The organism is Kitasatospora sp. NPDC056783, from assembly GCF_042789895.1.
GTDB lineage: Bacteria > Actinomycetota > Actinomycetes > Streptomycetales > Streptomycetaceae > Kitasatospora.
In genome coordinates, this window is the sequence record NZ_JBHUAF010000170.1 from 1 (window position 1) to 17,170 (window position 17,170).

17 protein-coding genes are annotated in these 17,170 nt (G+C 71.9%); 8 read left to right on the plus strand and 9 right to left on the minus strand.

Annotation, left to right across the window (positions count from 1 at the left end; translation table 11 throughout):
- Nucleotides 1–86: 86 nt before the first annotated feature.
- A complete protein-coding gene (locus ACFRMQ_RS23255; RefSeq protein WP_380732489.1) occupies nt 87–854 on the minus strand; it encodes a CDP-alcohol phosphatidyltransferase family protein in 768 nt (255 codons plus the stop codon).
- Nucleotides 855–1,278: 424 nt separating this feature from the next.
- Here ACFRMQ_RS23255 and ACFRMQ_RS23260 point away from each other — a divergent pair, with 424 nt between their 5' ends.
- Together ACFRMQ_RS23260 and ACFRMQ_RS23265 are read left to right on the plus strand one after the other, a co-directional pair.
- Nucleotides 1,279–1,851: an NUDIX hydrolase gene (locus tag ACFRMQ_RS23260; RefSeq protein ID WP_380732490.1), complete on the plus strand. Its 573-nt coding sequence runs from the start codon at nt 1,279–1,281 to the stop codon at nt 1,849–1,851.
- Between the two features lie 30 nt (nt 1,852–1,881).
- Entirely contained in the window at nt 1,882–2,565 is a 684-nt protein-coding gene (locus ACFRMQ_RS23265; protein ID WP_380732492.1) for an HAD family hydrolase, read from the plus strand.
- A gap of 67 nt (nt 2,566–2,632) precedes the next feature.
- Here ACFRMQ_RS23265 and ACFRMQ_RS23270 read toward each other — a convergent pair whose 3' ends face one another.
- Nucleotides 2,633–3,373 carry a YidC/Oxa1 family membrane protein insertase gene (locus ACFRMQ_RS23270; protein ID WP_380732493.1) on the minus strand — a complete coding sequence of 247 codons (741 nt, stop codon included), beginning with the start codon at nt 3,371–3,373 and terminating at the stop codon, nt 2,633–2,635.
- A gap of 106 nt (nt 3,374–3,479) precedes the next feature.
- Complete coding sequence (locus ACFRMQ_RS23275; RefSeq protein ID WP_380732494.1) at nt 3,480–3,773, minus strand: DUF6412 domain-containing protein; 294 nt, start codon at nt 3,771–3,773, stop codon at nt 3,480–3,482.
- A 143-nt stretch (nt 3,774–3,916) separates the two neighbouring features.
- Between ACFRMQ_RS23275 and ACFRMQ_RS23280 the strand changes: the two genes are divergently transcribed.
- Complete coding sequence (locus ACFRMQ_RS23280; protein WP_363583686.1) at nt 3,917–4,201, plus strand: type II toxin-antitoxin system Phd/YefM family antitoxin; 285 nt, start codon at nt 3,917–3,919, stop codon at nt 4,199–4,201.
- Complete coding sequence (locus ACFRMQ_RS23285) at nt 4,194–4,616, plus strand: type II toxin-antitoxin system VapC family toxin (RefSeq protein WP_380701554.1); 423 nt, start codon at nt 4,194–4,196, stop codon at nt 4,614–4,616. Before ACFRMQ_RS23280 ends, ACFRMQ_RS23285 begins: the two co-directional genes overlap by 8 nt.
- On the opposite strand, the gene ACFRMQ_RS23290 is transcribed toward ACFRMQ_RS23285, so the two are convergent.
- Together ACFRMQ_RS23290 and ACFRMQ_RS23295 are read right to left on the minus strand one after the other, a co-directional pair.
- The gene (locus ACFRMQ_RS23290) at nt 4,603–5,193 is read right to left on the minus strand and encodes a hypothetical protein (RefSeq protein ID WP_380732495.1); all 591 of its coding nucleotides are present in this window, start codon (nt 5,191–5,193) and stop codon (nt 4,603–4,605) included. The genes ACFRMQ_RS23285 and ACFRMQ_RS23290 overlap by 14 nt on opposite strands.
- Nucleotides 5,194–5,270: 77 nt before the next feature.
- Nucleotides 5,271–6,347 (minus strand): Gfo/Idh/MocA family oxidoreductase, encoded by a 1,077-nt coding sequence (locus ACFRMQ_RS23295; protein ID WP_380732496.1) that lies wholly within the window; start codon nt 6,345–6,347, stop codon nt 5,271–5,273.
- A 525-nt stretch (nt 6,348–6,872) separates the two neighbouring features.
- Here ACFRMQ_RS23295 and ACFRMQ_RS23300 point away from each other — a divergent pair.
- Nucleotides 6,873–8,072 carry a sensor histidine kinase gene (locus tag ACFRMQ_RS23300; protein ID WP_380732497.1) on the plus strand — a complete coding sequence of 400 codons (1,200 nt, stop codon included), beginning with the start codon at nt 6,873–6,875 and terminating at the stop codon, nt 8,070–8,072.
- An 18-nt stretch (nt 8,073–8,090) separates the two neighbouring features.
- Here the strand turns inward: ACFRMQ_RS23300 and ACFRMQ_RS23305 are convergent, their stop codons facing one another.
- Together ACFRMQ_RS23305 and ACFRMQ_RS23310 are read right to left on the minus strand one after the other, a co-directional pair.
- On the minus strand, nt 8,091–10,619 hold the full coding sequence (locus ACFRMQ_RS23305) for an ABC transporter permease (RefSeq protein WP_380732499.1): 2,529 nt from the start codon (nt 10,617–10,619) through the stop codon (nt 8,091–8,093).
- A 4-nt stretch (nt 10,620–10,623) separates the two neighbouring features.
- Entirely contained in the window at nt 10,624–11,325 is a 702-nt protein-coding gene (locus tag ACFRMQ_RS23310) for an ABC transporter ATP-binding protein (RefSeq protein ID WP_380732500.1), read from the minus strand.
- Nucleotides 11,326–11,800: 475 nt separating this feature from the next.
- On the opposite strand from ACFRMQ_RS23310, the gene ACFRMQ_RS23315 reads away from it, so the two are divergent.
- From ACFRMQ_RS23315 to ACFRMQ_RS23325, 3 genes are read left to right on the plus strand one after another with little or no spacing between them, the layout of a single operon-like run.
- Entirely contained in the window at nt 11,801–13,318 is a 1,518-nt protein-coding gene (locus ACFRMQ_RS23315; RefSeq protein ID WP_380732501.1) for a hypothetical protein, read from the plus strand.
- Nucleotides 13,210–13,569: an ATP-binding cassette domain-containing protein gene (locus ACFRMQ_RS23320; protein WP_380732505.1), complete on the plus strand. Its 360-nt coding sequence runs from the start codon at nt 13,210–13,212 to the stop codon at nt 13,567–13,569. Before ACFRMQ_RS23315 ends, ACFRMQ_RS23320 begins: the two co-directional genes overlap by 109 nt.
- The gene (locus ACFRMQ_RS23325) at nt 13,566–15,296 is read left to right on the plus strand and encodes an ABC transporter ATP-binding protein (protein WP_380732502.1); all 1,731 of its coding nucleotides are present in this window, start codon (nt 13,566–13,568) and stop codon (nt 15,294–15,296) included. The genes ACFRMQ_RS23320 and ACFRMQ_RS23325 overlap by 4 nt, the downstream gene beginning before the upstream one ends.
- Before the next feature lie 17 nt (nt 15,297–15,313).
- Here the strand turns inward: ACFRMQ_RS23325 and ACFRMQ_RS23330 are convergent, their stop codons facing one another.
- Entirely contained in the window at nt 15,314–15,940 is a 627-nt protein-coding gene (locus tag ACFRMQ_RS23330) for a DNA-binding response regulator (RefSeq protein ID WP_380732503.1), read from the minus strand.
- A 261-nt stretch (nt 15,941–16,201) separates the two neighbouring features.
- Nucleotides 16,202–16,993, minus strand: coding sequence for an HAD-IIA family hydrolase (locus tag ACFRMQ_RS23335; protein ID WP_380732504.1), 792 nt, complete (start codon nt 16,991–16,993; stop codon nt 16,202–16,204).
- Between the last annotated feature and the right edge of the window lie 177 nt (nt 16,994–17,170).

Consider the following 17,170-nt stretch of genomic DNA (forward strand, 5'->3'; position numbering starts at 1 on the left):
CGGTGAAGTGACGTGCCCCGCGTGGGAAGTCGGTGGAGTCGACTTCCCACGCGGGGCACGCGCGAGCGGCGAGGGCGCTCCTCGGTTCAGCGAAGCCGGGAGGAGGACAGGATCGACGCCAGGTGGGCGACCACCATGCCCCAGGTGATCACCGTGATCCCCACGAGCGTCCACCGCGTCGCGTCCAGGTTGCCGAGCCCCGCGTCCACCGCGGCCGCCGCCAGCAGCACCAGCGAGGCCTCGATGCCGTTGGTCACCCGGTGGATCTTGAACAGCGAGGCCACCTTGCGGGCCGTCGCGATGCCCTGGGAGCGCGGCTGGGTCGACTCCTCGGTGGCCGGGAGCTGCCCGCTGCGGGCCCTGGCCACGTCCACCAGATCCGTCGAGGCCTTGAGCAGCACCACGCCCAGCGCGGCGGCCAGGCCCGCCGACACCCACAGCTCCGACCCGCCGCGCGCCGCCCGGACGCCCGCGCCGATCATCAGCGCGGCGTCCGCCAGGTAGGCGCCCAGCCGGTCCACGTACACCCCGGCCATGCTGAACTGGCGCTTCCAGCGCGCCACTTCGCCGTCCACGCAGTCGAACAGCAGGAACAGCTGGAACAGCACGACGGCCAGCACCGCCCCGGTCAGACCGGGGATCAGCAGGGCCGCGCCGCCGCCGACCCCGCACACCACCATCACCCAGGTGAGGGTGTTCGGCGACACCGAGGTGCGTACCAGCTGCCGGGTGGTGCGCAGCGAGACCGCCCGCATGTACAGCCTGCCCGCCCAGTGCTCGCCGTTGCGGCTCTGGATCTTTGCCTGCGGCTGGCACACCTCGCGCAGCTCGGCGAGTGCCGGAGCAGCCACCATGACGAATCCTTCCACCTGTCCCGAAACGATCACCACAGGCTACGGCCTCCGGGGAAACGCCCGGACCAGCCGGTATGCCGCCGGTGGTACGGCGGATGTCCTCCGGTGGAACGTCCGTCGAGCCCGCGCCTCGCGTCCCGCGCCTCGTGCCCCCCGGCGCCGACGCTCCGGCATTCCCGCGCCCGGACGGAACCCGGACGGAACCCGGGCGGAACCCGGGCGGAACCCGGGCGGAACCCGGGCGGAACCCGGATGGAACCCGGGCGAAAACCGGTGGGCCCCCGAGCGCCCCCGGGCTAGGCTGCGCGGGTTCGCCGGAACCCGAAGGCCCCGGGCTCGACCGCCGCGTTCCCCAACCGCCCGCCTCCGCGCGCCGGTTGAAAGGCTCCGCGCGGCCCGGAGCGGAACGAGGAGCAGCAGACCCATGGTGACCACGGGTGGCCCGTCGTACGGCCCCGACCTGGCCCGACTGTTGGACGACCACCGCCCGCGGGGCCCGGTGGAGACCGCCGACCACGAGCGGGCCCGCCGGCTCCTCGACGTCGCCGACGCCTGGGGCAGGGGCACCTTCCCGCTCCACTTCACCGCCTCCGCGCTGATCGTCCACCCGCCGACCGGCCGCGTCCTGCTGCGTTGGCACGTCCGCCAGCAGGCCTGGCTGCACGTCGGCGGTCACGGTGACCCGGGGGAGACCCGGCCGCTGGACATCGCCCTGCGCGAGGGCCTGGAGGAGACCGGTCTGACCGACCTCACCCCGTGGCCCGGACCGGCGCTCGTCCACGTCGCCGTGGTGCCCGTCCCCGCCTCGCCCACCGAGCCCGCGCACGAGCACGCCGACCTGCGCTTCCTGCTGGCCACCGACACCCCGGAATCGGCCCGCCCGGAGAACCCGGCCTCCCCGCTGGAGTGGCTGACCGTCGCGGACGCCAAGCGGCGGACCACCGAGGAGAACCTCCGTGAGACCCTCGACCGGGCCGCTCCCCTGCTGCTCCCCTGAACCCCCTCGAATCCGTTGGAGACGCACCGGATGCACACCGACCAGATCCTGATCTTCGACGCCGACGACACGCTCTGGGAGAACAACGTCCTCTTCGAGCGGGTCATCGACGGCTTCCTGGACTGGGTCGCCGCCCCGGCCGAGCACCAGAGCACCAGGGCCCTGCTGAACGAGATCGAGGCCGGCAACTCCGCCACCCTCGGCTACGGCGCCACCGTCTTCCGGCAGAGCCTCGCCGACTGCCTCCAGCGGCTCGGCGGCAGCGCTCCCACGGCGGCCGACCAGGCCCGGATCGACGAACTGCTCACCCCGCTGACCAGCCGGAACATCGAACTGATCGCAGGCGTCGCGGACACCCTGGCCGCCCTGGCGGACCGCCACCAGCTGCTGTTGCTCACCAAGGGCGACCAGGGCGAGCAGCGGCGCAAGGTGGCCGAGTCCGCCATCGACCACCACTTCCGCGGCGTCCACATCGTCGCCGAGAAGTCGGTCGACACCTACCGGCAGCTCACCGCCGAGCTCGACCTCGACCCGGGCCGCACCTGGATGATCGGCAACTCGCCCAAGTCGGACATCGCCCCCGCCCGCCGGGCCGGGCTGCGCACCGTCTTCATCCCGCACGAGCACACCTGGGTGCTGGAGCACGTGGAACTCGGCCCGGACGAGGCGACGCTGCAGCTCGGGGCCTTCCCCGAACTGCTGCGCCACTTCTGACGCGTCCGGTGTCCTGACGCGTTCGGTGTCCCCACGCGTTCGGTGTCCTGACGCGTCCGGTGCCGGGTCAGCCCACCAGTGCGGCGGCCGGAACCGGCGTCCCGTCCCGGTACAGCCAGGCCCGCTCGGCGGCCGACCAGACCCCGGCCGTCAGCAGGTAGAGCACGGCGGCCACCGGCACCAGCGCCGCGAACAGCACCGACCCGAACGACAGGTACGGCAGCAGAGCCGCCCCCGGCTGCGGGGCGGGCCGCGCCGCCTTGGTCCCTGTTCCCGCGGAGGCCTCGGCCTTGGTGGCCGCGGCCGCCGCCGCGCGTCGGGCCCGGCGGAAGTTGACGCACCCGACCGCCGCCAGCCCGGCGAACAGCACCCCGAACACCGCCCACTGCCCGGCGCCGTGCGCGCCCGAGACGTGCAGACCGAGCGGCACCCCGAACAGGGTGTGGTCCAGCAGGTCGTTCGGGGTGGTGAACAGGCGGTACATCACCGAGAAGAACGGAATCTGCACCAGCATCGGCAGGCACCCCGCGAACGGCGAGACCTGCTCCTTCCGGTAGAGCTCGGCCATCGCCTCCCGCAGCTTCTCCGGGCGGTCCTCGAACTTCCGGTTCAGCTCGGCGACCTTCGGGGCCAGGGTGGCCCGGGCCTTCTCCCCGCGCGCCGCCGCCCGCGCCAGCGGGTGCAGCGCCAGCCGGACGGCGACGGTGAACAGGACGATGGCCGACGCGGTCGGCAGGACGTGGGCGATGGCGGCGACCACGGCGTGCGCGACGGCGACGGCAGGGTCGAGAACAGCGAGAACGGACATGGTGGAGCGAGCCCTCCGGGGTCTCGGGACACGAGTGATCGACGGAGGACGGCCGCGCGGGAGCCGTGACGGACTTCGGACTTACGGATTCACGGACTTCACGGGCTCACGCGGCCGCCGGGGCCGCTCCCGGCGCCCTGGGGCGACGCCTGCCCCGGGCGTCCGGATCACGCTGCGGGAGGAAAGCCGTACCGAACGCCCGGCGACGCAGCATCCCGCTGCGCACCGTCGCCGGCGCCCGCGCCCCCAGCAGTCGCGCCCCGGCCAGCGCCCCGGCGACCGTCCCGGCCACCAGGGCCACGGCCGCGACGGTGGCGACGGACGCCAGCGTCCCACTGTCGGCCACCAGCTCCCCGGTCAGCACCCGGAGCAGGCCCAGCAGTATCGCGACGATGGTCACGGCGGGCTCCCCCCTCGGCGTCTTAGTCCCGGACGTAAAGGCAGGACGATCCAGGGGGCCGCCGAGTTCCCGTTTCCGCGGGGCATTCTTCTTCTGCTCGCACGGCCGTAGCCGAGGGTGCTACGCGGGGCTACCTTGGAGGGATGAAGACGATTACCCAGCGGGAGTTCCGGAACAACTCCGCCGCGGTGATGGACGCGGTGGAGGCGGGGGAGACCTTCCACATCACCAGGAACGGGGTCGAGGTCGCGGAGCTGCGACCGGTGTCCGGGCGGCGACGGCTCACGGCGGAGGAGCTGGTGGCGCGGCACGTGAAGCTGCCGCGGGTGGACTACCAGCAGATGCGCAAGGAGGCCGAGGAGTACTTCGGGCCCGAGGAGCTGGTGGGGGACGACGGCGACGACCCGTTCGAGCGGCGACGTGGCTGAGCGCCGCAGAGCGTCCCGGCGGCGGCCGGCCGGGGTGCTGGACACCTGCGTCTACATCGACCTGGCGCTGCTCAACGCGTCCGACCTGCCGGCCGTGCCGGAGCTGACCGCGATCACCTTCGCCGAGTTGCAGCAGGGCGTGTCGATGGCCCGGGACCCGGCCAGCCGGGCGGCCCGGCTGGAGGTGCTGGGCGCGGCGATGGCGGACTTCGACCCGCTGCCCTTCGACGCGGCGGCCGCGGCCCGCTACGGGACGCTGGTCACCCTCACCATCGCCGCGGGCCGGCAGCCGCGTCCGCGCCGGATAGACCTGATGATCGCCGCGGTCGCCTCGGCCCACGGGCTGCCGCTGTACACCCGCAACGTGGCGGACTTCCGGGGGCTGGGATCGGCGGTGGAGGTCATCGGGGTGTGAGGGCGGCCGTTCCGTCCCGCTCGACCCGGTCGGCCAGCGCGGCCGCGTACGTGAGGGCCCGCGCCCGGTGGCGGGTGCGCAGCAGGACGGTGTTGCCGCCGCGCTCGCCCCGGTCGCTGCCCGCCTTGGCGGCGACGGCCCACAGCGGGCGGCCGAGCAGCCGCAGGACGAGCCAGCGGATTCCGACGTTCAGGCCGACGAGGGCGGCGAGCGGGACGAGCAGGAGGATTCCCTCGACGCTGTCCGGGGTGCCGGCGATGTGCCGGAACGGGTCGTGGTTGTCCAGTCGCTTGGCGGTGGCCCCGAACCGTCCGAGCCACACCACCGCGATCCGTACGGGTACGGCGTCGGGCCCGGTCGCCTCGATGTGGCCGATCGACCCGCCCCGTTCGCCGCGGGCCCAGGCCTTCCGCTCCTTCGTGACCGACAGGCTCGCCTGGAGTTCGCGGTCCTCGGCCTGCCGGGCCTTCAGGCGCTGGTCGAACTCCTTCTCGCGGGTCCGCTGTTCGGCGGACCACGCCTGCTGGCGCCGCCGGCGCTCCTCGATGTCGATCTGCCGCCCCCGCTGACTGTTCATCTCATCATCTTAGGAATGGTGTCCCTGATGGCGTGGCGGCAGGTCGAGGAGGTCTTCGATCGGTCCGGGCGGGCCGTTCAGCCCAGCCGGACGGCCGTCCCCGTGGCGGCGGAGGCGCGGGCGGCCTCCAGCACGGCGAGGGCGGCCACCGCGTCGCGCGGGTCGACCGGGGGCGGAGTGCCCGGGGTGGCCAGGGCGGCGGAGATGCCCGCGTAGAAGGCGGGGTAGTCGCCCGGGTCGGTCGGGAGCGAGATCGCCGACTCGTCGGTGCCGAGGGTGCCGTAGTGCGACGGCTGGTCGGCGCCCCAGGGGCGGGTGCCGTCCGGGCGCAGGCCCGCCCGAAGGTCGGCCTCCTGGGGGTCCATGCCGGGCTTGACGTAGCCGGCGGTGTCCCCGAGCACCCGCAGCCGGGGGCCGATCAGCGGGGTGATGGCGCTGGTCCACAGGTGCGAGCGGGTGCCGGAGGCGTGGGTGAGGGCGAGGAAGGCGTCGTCGTCCACCACCGCGCCGTCGCGCCGGACGTCGATCTCCGCGTACACCGTCTCGACCGGACCGAACAGGGTCAGCGCCTGGTCGACCAGGTGGCTGCCCAGGTCGTACAGCGTGCCGCCGACCTCGGCCGGGTCGGCCAGCTCGCGCCAGCCCGGCTTGGGCTTGGGGCGGAAGCGCTCGAAGCGGGACTCGAAGCGGTGCACCCGGCCGAGCGCGCCACCGCGCACCAGCCGGCTCGCGGTGAGGAAGTCCCCGTCCCAGCGGCGGTTGTGGAAGACCGAGAGCAGCACGCCCCGCTCCTCGGCGAGCCGGCACAGCTCCAGCGCCTCGGCGGCGGTGCCGGCCAGCGGCTTGTCCACCACGGTCGCCAGGCCGGCCCGCAGCGCGGCGTGGGCGAGCGGGGCGTGGGTGCGGTTGGGAGAGGCGATGACGACCAGGTCGAGCGCGTCCGGATCGGAGAGCAGCTGCTCGGGGGTGTCCACGGCGCGGGCGCCGGGGTGCTCGCGCGCCAGCTGCGCGCGCCGGTCGGCGTTGGCGGTGACCACGGCGTCCAGCCGCAGCCCCGGCGTGCTGGCGATCAGCGGAGCGTGGAAGGCGGAGCCGGCCAGACCGTAGCCGATCAGGCCGACGCGGAACGGACCGGGAGTCGTCTGCTGGTTCATGGCCCCACTCAATCACGACGCGGGGCCGGTCCACCCAAAGCGGGCGCAAACGGGCGCTTCGCCGGAGTCGCGCTGAGCGTCTCGGAGGGCGTGGCGGGTCCGTCAGCCGCGCGGTACGCGCGCCGGTCCGTTCTCGGCCGGTTCGCCGGCCGGCCTGCTCGGCATCCTCGGGCCGCCCCCGACGCCCCCGGCGTCCCCGGCGGTGGGAACCGCGATCGGGACACGATGTTGTCGTGAGGTCCTGCGACCGAACCGTTGGAACGGGATCGCGCGGCGCGGAGACATTCGACGAGCAGGGAATGTGCGAAGAATGCGAACGTCTCCGAAGTGCGCCCGCTCCGGATCACGGCGGCGCGGAGTCGCCCGGAAGGTTCGGCCGTGGACGTTCCCACCTTTGTTGACGGAGTGTCAACTAAGGGTTGCCGACGGGAACTATGCTTGCGGGCGGCGTGTGGGGGGCGCGCCGTGTGTGGGTGGCGCGCCCTGCACGTGCCGGCATCCCAAGTCGTCCACCGGGAGCTCGCATTGGACTACAGCGCACACCGACCCGACGCTGACCGCCACCGGGCACCGTCGGGGCGCAGCGACCCGCTCTCGCGGCTCACCCAGGGCATCGTCGTCATGGTGGCTGCCGGTTTCTTCATCGCCTCGGTGGTGGCCACCATCGGCAACCACGACGGTCTGGTGTACCAGGCGCCCGCTGTCGTCGTCCTCGTGCTTCTGCTCGGACTCCAGATCGTGCACGCCGGCCCGTGGCGCTTGGCGCGGCGGTGGTGGCCATGGAGCCTGGCCGTCCAAGGAGTGCTCACCTACCTGCCGTTCCTGTTCTTCGACCAGGCGTGGGTCGGTATCCCGGGGTCTTTCGCCGGGTCGGTCGTGCTGGTCGTGGCCCCGCCGCGCTCATGGATCCTCTTCGGCCTGCTGGTCGCCGGTCAGTACCCGCTCTTCGCGGCTTTGGGCGGGAACACGCGGCAGTGCGTCAGCGCTGTCGTCTCCGCTGCCGTGGGCGGCATCGTCGTGTACGGGGTGGCTCGACTCGCCGATCTGACGGCTGAGCTACGGGCGGTCCGGACGGAGCTGGCGGAGCGCGCGGTGGACCAGGAGCGACTGCGCTTCGCCCGGGATCTGCACGACCTGCTCGGATACAGCCTCTCGGTGGCAGCACTGAAGTGCCAACTCGCCAAGAGGCTGGTCCTGGAAGACCCGAAGCAGGCCCACGCGGAGATTTCCGAGGTGCTGGTCGTGGTGCGGCAGGCCATGTCGGACGCTCGCCTGCTTTCCAGCGGCGACCTCCACATGTCCTTGGGGCGGGAGTCGCGTTCGGCCGCCTCCGTGCTGCGGGCAGCCGGGGTCAGCGTCGAGGTCGACTTGGACTGCGGGGTGCTGCGTCCGGAACTGGACGCGGTGCTGGCCACCGTGGTGCGGGAGGCCGTCACCAACATGCTGCGACACAGCATGCCCCGGCGCTGCGTGATCCGAGCGGGCTTGGACGGGCTCGGCACCGTCAGTCTGACCGTCTCCAACGACGGCGTCCCGGCGGCCGACGCACCGAAGGAGCCAGGCGGCGGGCGTGGGATCGAGAACCTCACGGAGCGGATGCTGGCCGTCGGCGGTCAGCTGTCCGCCGGGCGGGCCGAGTCCGGATGGTTCCACCTGTCGGCCGTCGTCAAGGTCTCGGCCCCCTGGGCCGCCACACGGGCGACCGGGGCTTCCGAGGCCGCCTGACCCGTTTCGGGAAGCTCGCTACTCGGGCACCCCGATGGTCTCGACAGGATCCCGCCGCAGCGCGAGCCAGGTGATCAGCAGGACGGTGCCCATCCCCAGCAGTGCAGCCCCACCCAGCACCGCGGCCTCCCAAGTCCCAGGCAACGAAGGCCAGGCCGCACCGGTGAGGGCGAGACTGACCGGGACCAGGACCGCGGCTGTGACCGCCGCACCGATGGCGAGTGCCACGGCGACGGCGATTCCGCCCTCCCAGGCCATCATCCGGAACACCTGGTGGCGCGTGGTGCCGATCAGCCGCAGTAGCGCGAACTCGCGCAGCCGCTCGGTCGTGGCCATCACCAGCGTGTTGACGACGGCGATGGCGGTGAACAGGCTGATCACCCCCAGCAGCAGTCGGCCGCCCGCGGTGGCTTCCTCTTGTTGGTGCCGTCGTGCCGCGTCGTAGTCGGCCCGGTCGCTGATTCGGGCCATTGGATACGCCGAAGCGAGGTCCTGAAGCTCCCGGCCCACCTGTCGAGGGTCGACGCCAGGTGCGGCGTGGACCAACACGGTTGGTGCGAGCGGGGTCAGGGCGTGAGGGGTGGCGAAGGCGGAGGGCAGCAGCGCGTCCGCGAACCGCGCGTCCCGCTCGTAGACGGCCGCCACGGTGGCGGCGCTGTCGCTTCCGTCCTTCCAGTGGATCCGGACGGTGGCACCGACGCCGACCTTGAGGTCGATGGCCGAACGTTTACCCAACGCGATGCTTTCGCCGTCCAGCCGGTCCAGCGAGCCCGCCGTCACCCCGGGGTCGACCAGTAGCTCCAGTCCCCGCGGGTCCACGATCCGGGCATCCACCCCGAGGGCGCCGTCGGTGTCGGCGGACACCATGACGAAGTCGGACACCAGGCCGCTGGCAGCCCCGATGCTCGGCAACCTCCGTGCCGCAGCGGCGAATTCAGGCGGGAGGCCGATACCGTTCGCCTGGACCACGTGGTCTGCCAGCAGCCGTCGGCCGTCCTCGGCCACGTTGGCCCGCGCCTTGATCACCGGGACGAACAGCACCGTGCCGGTGAAGGACACCGCCAGCACCAGGGGGGTGACAGCGGCGGCGAAGCGGCGCGGCTGGGACCGCAAGGCGGCAGAGGCGAGGAACCCGGCGATCGGGAAGAGCCGGCCCACCGGTTCGCCGACCGCCACACTGGCGACCCGGCCGATCAACGGACCGATCAGCGCGACCCCGAGCAGCAGCGCCAGCACCATGCTCTCTGCCGTGCCGGCCCCGCGGCGGCTGTCCGTCGATCCGGCCAGCACCACGCCGCACACGGCGAGTGTCACGAGGCCGAGAACGGTGCGGAGTCGGCCGATACCCGGCGGCGGTGCCGCGGAGTCGCGCAGTGCCTGGGTGGGGTCGATCCGGGAGGCCCGACGTGCGGCGGTCCAGACGGCCAACTGTGCGGTGACGACGACCCCGCCGAGGACGATCAAGGGCGCGGTCGGACCGACATGCAGCGGCACGCTCGGGCTGACCACGCCGCGGTCGACCAGTTCGCCTCGCAGCAGCGCGGCGAAGCCGATCCCGGCCGGGACTCCGGCGACCGCAGCCGCAACGGTCAACACCAGCGTCTCCAGCGCGATCATCCGTCGCACCTGCCCGGTGGTGGCGCCGACTGCCCGCAGCAAGGCCATCTCGCGCAGTCGCTGCTGGACGGAGAGCGCGAGCGCCCCCGCCACCACGAAGGCCGAGACGAACAGCGACAGCACGCCCATCGTCCCGGCGAGCGAGGAGAGGCCGTCTCCTGGGCCGGGCATGGCGTAGAACTCCAGCTCGCCCCGCTCGTCGCCGGTGAGCGCCTGGGGCCCGGAGGAGTATCCGGCACCGGCTTGCCGGCTGGCTTCGGTGAGCGCCTGCCGGGCATGCTCGGCAAGTGCCTGGGAGTCGGTCTCCTCCGTCGCGATGAGCCCGATCGCATCCGCTCCGGTCGTCGTCCCAGCGAGCCGGGCGGCCTGCTCAGGGCTGAAGAAGAGCGCACTCTGGCGGGACAACTCCTGTGGTGGTGCGGCCAGCCCGGTCACCGTGTAGCTACGGGGCGCCTCGGTGGTGGCCAGTCGTACGGTGCTGCCCGCCGTGACCCCGGCGCGGGTGGCCGTGGCGGTGTCGAGGACCACCTCGTCGGGACCGGCCGGGGGGTGACCGGAAGTCAGCCGGAACGGGGCGAGGGCGGCGCTCGTCCAGGAGTGGCCGAGCGAGGCGCTGCCGTGGGGGCCGGACAGGGTCTGCCCGGACGCGGTGATCGCGGCTGCCGGGAAGGAGAGCTCCGGGAGGGCCGCCGCTACGCCGGGCAGTGTGGCGAGCCTGGCGGTCAGCGGTCCGGCGTCCGGAATGCGGGTCGAGTCGCCGATCACCACCGGGGCCGCGACGTAGCGCTCCGTGGGTGTGCCCGTTCGCAAGGCGGACTCCAGAAGGATCCCGCAGCCGGCCGTCAGGGTGATGGAGAGGGCCAGCGCGGTGAAGGCGCCGGCGAAGCCTGCCTTCCGGACGCGTACCGTCTGCCAGGCCAACACGAGCATGTCGTCAGCGCCTTCCCAGGAGGGTCATCCGCTCCGCGACCCGTTCGGGCGTGGGCCGCTCCAGGACTTCGGCGAAGCCGCCGTCGGCCAGGAAGTAGACCCGGTCCGCGTGGGAGGCCGCGATCGGGTCGTGGGTCACCATGATCACGGTCTGGCCCAGCCCGTTCACCACGTGCCGGAACAGCCCGAGGACCTCGCTCCCGGTGGTGCTGTCCAGCGCGCCGGTGGGCTCGTCCGCGAAGACCACCTCGGGCCGGGCCACCAGGGCCCGGGCGATGGCCACCCGTTGTTGCTGGCCTCCGGACAGCTGGGCGGGCAGGTGTCGCAGCCGTGCGGTCAGGCCGGTCCGTTCGACGATCTCCGCGAGCCAGGCCTTGTCCGCCCGGCGCCCGGCCAGCCGCTGCGGCAAGGTGATGTTCTGTTCGACCGTCAGCGACGGCAGCAGGTTGAAGGCCTGGAAGACGAAACCGATCCGTCGGCGCCGCAGGATCGTCAGCTCCTTCTGCGTCAGCGCCGCCAGGTCCTGGCCGGCCAGCCGGACCCGCCCGGACGTCGGCCGGTCGAGCCCGGCGGCGCAATGAAGGAAGGTGCTCTTCCCGGATCCGGACGGCCCCATCACCGCGGTGAACCCGCCGCGCCGGAACTGCATCGACACTTCGCGCAGGGCGTGAACGGCCCCCGCCCCCTGCCCGTACACCTTGCTCACTCCGTCGAGCCGGACCACCGGCTCGGGGTCGGAAACGGAATGACCCTGTTCCGGATGGTCGGAATCCGCAGTCCGCGAGAAAACGGGAATCCCCTCCTCGTGTGCCGCCGTCCTGGCCCTTATCGGTGGTCAGCCTAGCCAAAACCGCGCGCTGGTGTGACGGCCGGGCCGGTCGGCGCATCCATGCGGCAGCCAGGGAAGGGGTTGGAGTGGGAAATCCACGGTCGGACCCATGAGAATCGCATGGGACATTCCATGGGGTGCGGCGTGGTCAAAGTGTCGCCCGGATGCAAGGATCGACCTTGTTCGAAGTTGTCGAACGAGGGCTGCGGGGGCATGGCAAGCAAATCCACCCATATCACTGCCCGATTTTTCGGCAGCGCAGCCGAGGTTTTCGGCTGAATCTTTCCGTCGATTCAATCCGAGTCGTTCGGGCCGAATCGGCACTTTTCGGAGAAGCCGCGGGGGTGGGTGAATGTCCAAACACTACGACGTATACTGCATGGCCGATCCGACCTTCTTCGACTCGCCCGCCGAGCTGAAGGAGGAGGGCCTGGAATTCGCCCTCGCCGGTCGGCCGGTTCCGACGAGCTGGAGCAGGATCCCGCACGGTGACTGGGTGGTCTACCGCCCCGAGGGCGGCGAGCCGTTGCCCAAGCAGGGATGGAAGATCCACGCCTCCGGCCGGCAGCAGAACGCCGACCGGATCCTCGACGAGATATCGGACCACTGCTTCGCCGAGCGCATCCCTTTCAAGCACCTGTCCGGCCGGCACATCCTGCAGACCCGGAACATGAAGTACGCGCACCGGGGCGCCAGTGGAAAGCTCGCCACCGTCTACCCGCGCGACGTGGATCAGTTGAAGGCCGTTCTGGACGCGCTGGACGCACGCATCGGCGGTGAGGCCGGTCCGTACATCTTGAGCGACCTGCGCTGGAACGACGGCCCGCTCTATGTGCGGTACGGCGGCTTCGCCGAGCGGCACATGGTCTCCGAACAGGGCGCGCTGGTCCAGGCCATCGAGGCACCCGACGGCACACTGGTGCCGGACAAGCGCGAGCCGGCCTTCCACGTCCCGCCGTGGGTGGTGCTGCCGGATTTCCTGGTCCCGCAGGAGGAGGCGCGGAAGAAGGAGACCGTCGAGGACCTGCCGTACCGGATAGAGAGAGCGCTGCACTTCTCCAACGGCGGCGGTATCTACACCGGCGTGGACATCCGCACCGGTGCTCCGATCGTCCTCAAGGAAGCCAGGGCCTACGCAGGCCTGACCAACGACGGGAAGGACGCGGTCGAGAGGCTCCGGCACGAACGGGACATCCTGGAACGGCTCGCCGGGCTGAGCGTCGTGCCCAAGGTGGTCGACTACTTCGTGGTCGGCGACCACCACTTCCTGGTTGAGGAGTTCCTGGACGGCCAGCCGCTGAACAAGTTCTTCGGTCGGCGATACCCGTACAACGGTTCCCGGCCGGACCCGGCCGAGCTCGCCGAGTACACGGACTGGGCGCTGGGGATCTGCCGGGCTGTCGAGGAAGCAGTCGAGGCGGAGACCAAGCCCGCGCTCGGCAACCCCGCCTACGCGGCGCCGCGTGACCGGACCGGCTTCGCCGTCGACCACTACGCCCTCGGCTGCATCAGGCTCGCGGACCGACCCTCAGGGCGGAGTGGTTCTGCTCGACGGGGTTCCGCTGCCAAGGCTGTCGCGCGAGGAACTGCGCGGCGCCATCGGGTACGCCTTCGAGCGTCCGGCCCTGCTGGGAGGGACGCTCGGGGAGACCATCGCCTTCGGTGGTGCTGGAGAAGCGGATCGCCCGGGCCGCCGCGGCGGCCTGCATCGACGACTTCGTCGAGCGGCTGCCGGAGGGCTACCGTACTGATCTCCGGACCCTGCCGATGTCCGGAGGGGAAGCCCAACGCATCGGACTGGCAAGGGCGTTCGCGCGCGAGGGCCGAGTCCTGGTGCTCGACGACGCGACTTCCAGCCTGGACACCGTGACCGAGTTCCGGGTCAGCGCCGCGCTCACCACCCAACTGGTCGGCCGTACCCGCCTGATCGTCGCCCACCGGGCCTCCACCGCTGCTGGGTGCGACCTGGTGGCTTGGCTGGACGGCGGCGGCATCCGGCGGATCGCCCCGCACAGCGAGCTGTGGGACGTGCCCGAGTACCGGGCCGTCTTCCGGCCTCACCCGCCTGCGGGCGAGGACGTGGGTGCCGCACCCGCCGACTCCGCCGAGGTGCGTACATGAACGTGGCGTCGCAGGTCTCGGTCAGGAACGAACTGCTCACCCCGCTGCGCAGCCGGCCGCGCGTCGTCGGGCAGTTGGTGTTCTGGTCGACGGTCGAGGCCCTGCCCGGGTTCGCGACCGGACGACTGGTGGCCGGCTCGGTCGACGACGGGTTCGGCGCCGGCCGCCCGGCAGTCGGCATGGTCCACCTTGCTCTGCTCGGTGTCGTCGTCTTCGTCGGCGCATGGGCGTCCCGCCAGGTGTATCCACGACTGGCGGCCCTGGTGGAACCGCTGCGGGACGGCCTGGTTCGGCGAGTGGTCACCGGCGGGCTGCGGACGGCACAGACGGCCCCGAGCCGGCCCGACACCGCGGGCGTCGCCAGGTTGACCCAGCAGGTGGAGATCGTCCGTGAGGCGTACGCGGGGATCACCATGGTCGTCCGCCGCTTCGTCTTCAGCATTGGCGGCGCCCTGCTGGGCATGTGCGTCCTGGAACCCTTGGTGTTGGCCGTCGTGCTGCCACCGCTACTCGCCGCCGTCGGCCTGCTCGTGCTGATGCTCCGAAGCATGACCGATGGCCAGCGCGAACTGCTGCTGGCCGACGAGGGCCTCGCCGCGGAGGCGGGCGCTGTGATCGGCGGTCTGCGCGACGTGACCGCGGCCGGCGCCGAGCGATGGGCCCGCGACCGGCTTTCGGCGGCGGTCCGGCGACAGGAACTGGCGGCGCGGAGGGTCGCCGGGCTGACCGCCGAGCGCACCCTCGTACTGGCCGTCGGTGGCTGGCTCCCGCTGGTACTACTGCTGTCCACGGCATCCTGGCCGGCCGGCCGAGGGGTGACGGCCGGCGCGCTGCTCGGATCGGTCGCCTACATCACGCAGGGCCTCCAACCCGCCCTGCAGAGCTTGGTCCAGGGCCTGGGCGGCAGCGGCGTACGGCTGGTGGTCACCCTGCGTCGCATCCTGGAGTCCGCCCCGCCCGAACCCGCCACCCGGGCTGTCGGTTCCGCTCCCCGCGCGCACGGCCCGTACGGCGTCGAGCTGAGGAACGTCAGCTTCGCCTACGGCCCCGGAGCCGAGCCGGTGGTCCGCGATCTCGATCTGACGGTCGGGCCGGGGGAGCACCTGGTGGTGGTCGGGCCCAGCGGGATCGGGAAGTCCACGCTGGCCGGCCTGATCGCCGGACTGCTCCGGCCGACCGGCGGCGAAGTGAGCCTCGGTGGGCGTCCGCTGCCCGACGACCCCGCCGAACTCGCCCGCCATCGGGTCCTGATCCCGCAGGAGGCCTACGTTTTCACTGGGACCCTGGCCGAGAACCTGTGCTACCTCAGCCCCGGCGCCGGGCCCAGGGACCTCGACCTGGCGGTGTCCGCCATCGGCCTGGAACGCTTGGTGGAACGGCTCGGCGGCTACCGGGCGGAGATCGCCCCCGCCGCGCTCTCGGCCGGCGAGCGCCAGCAGATCGCGCTGGCCCGTGCCTACCTGTCCCCGGCTGGACTGGTCGTCCTGGACGAGGCCACCTGCCATCTGGACCCGGCCGCCGAGGCCCGGGCCGAGCAGGCGTTCATCCACCGCCCGGGGGCCCTGCTGGTCATCGCACACCGGATGAGCTCGGCGCTGCGAGCGGACCGGATCCTGGTGATGGACGGGAGTGACACCGTCGCGGGCAGCCATGAGGAACTGCTGACGAGATCAAGCCTCTATCGAGACCTCACCGGCCACTGGCGGCGCCCTGCCGGGGCCCGCTGAGAGGCAGTATGAGGGTGTCAGCCTCGTCGTGGGCCGGTCGACAGCCAGCCCATCTCCTCGGCGATCCGGATCGCGTCCACCCGGTTGCGACCTCCGGTCTTGGACACCGCGGCGGCCAGGTGGTTGCGGGCGGTGCCCGCCGAGATGAACAGCCAGGCCGCGATCTCGCTGACGGAATTCCCCTCCGCCGCGAGACGAAGGGCGTCCAATTCCCGGGGCGTCAGTGGGTTCTCCCGCGTCTCCAGGGCAGCCAGGGCCAGTTCCGGGTCGATGGCGCGTTCCCCGTTGGCCACCTTCCTGATCGCTGCGGCCAGTTCCTCGGCCGGGGCGTCCTTCCCGAGGTAGCCGAGCACATGGGCGGACAGCGCCCTGCGCAAGTAAGCCGGTCGCACCAGCCCCGTGAGGATCAGCGTGCTGCACTCCGGGAGCTTCCGGTGCAGTTCGGCCGCGGCCTGCAGGCCGTCCAGCCCGGGCATGTCGATGTCGAGGACGGCGACGTCAGGCCGTACCTCCAGTGCGGTCGGCATGACCAGATCCCCGCGGTCCACGTCGGCGACGACTTCGAGGTCGTCCTCGTAGGCGAGGAGAGCCATCAGAGCCCTGCGCACCATGGTCATGTCCTCGGCTAAAAGCACCCTGATCACCAGTAGCTCCCCCTGTCAGATGACCGCCACACGCTCCTTATTGGATAACACGCTTCGGCTTGGAACGCCCTGCGAACGATCTCTTGAGCGGGACGTGAGTACGGGGCCGAACTGCCGTGTCCCCGGCCGGCGTCGCGGGTCTGGAGACGGGGCCGGTCGGCGTCGGGGCAGCCTCTGGTGCCTGACCGGCCGCGGCGGCGGACGGGTGGCGGAGTCGGGCGGGGGCCCCCCCCGCTATCCCGGGCGGCCCCCACCCACGGATCACGTCCACCCGCACAAAACGTAGACCACGGCGGCGATCGAGTCGACCACCCGGGTCGGCCGGTAAGGGAAGCGCTCCACATCGGTGCTCTGGGTCAGGCCGGTGAGGACCAGGAAGGTCGACATCCCGGCCTCCATCCCCGAGACGATGTCGGTGTCCATCCGGTCGCCGATCATCGCGCTGTTCTCGGAGTGGGCGCCGATGGCGTTCAGGCCGGCCCGCATCATCAGCGGGTTCGGCTTCCCCACGAAGTAGGGCTCCACGCCCGTGGCCTTCGTGATCAGCGCGGCCACCGCTCCGGTGGCCGGAAGCGCGCCCTCGGCGGACGGCCCGGTCTCGTCCGGGTTGGTGGCGATGAACCGGGCGCCGTCGTTGATCAGGCGGACGGCCTTGGTCATCGCCTCGAACGAATAGGTGCGCGTTTCGCCGAGGATCACGAAATCGGGGTCGGTGTCCGTGAGCACGTAGCCGACGTCGTGCAGCGCGGTGGTCAGGCCGGCCTCGCCGATCACGTAGGCGGTGCCGTTGGGACGCTGGTCGGCGAGGAACTTGGCGGTGGCCAGCGCGGACGTCCAGATGTGCTCGGCGGGGACGTCGAGACCCATCCGGGAAAGCCGGGCGTGCAGGTCGCGCTGGGTGTAGATGGAGTTGTTCGTGAGCACCAGGAACGGCTTTCCGGACTCACGCAGGCGCTTGATGAAGGCGTCGGCCCCGGGGATCGGCACGCCCTCGTGGATGAGGACGCCGTCCATGTCGGTCAGCCAGGTCTCGATGGGCTTGCGGTCTGACACGGTGGTGTCTCCTAGGTCTTGCGATGGTTCGAAATCGCACCGGACCGGACACCAGCGGCCGGCCGGGCGCCAATGGCTGCCCCAACACGGGCCAGCCTAGTCGCCCAGGATCCCCACTCGTAGGGGGCTGTCGCCCCCGGCCGCTCGCTTCCGAAACGCCGGTGCCGCCCCGTGGCC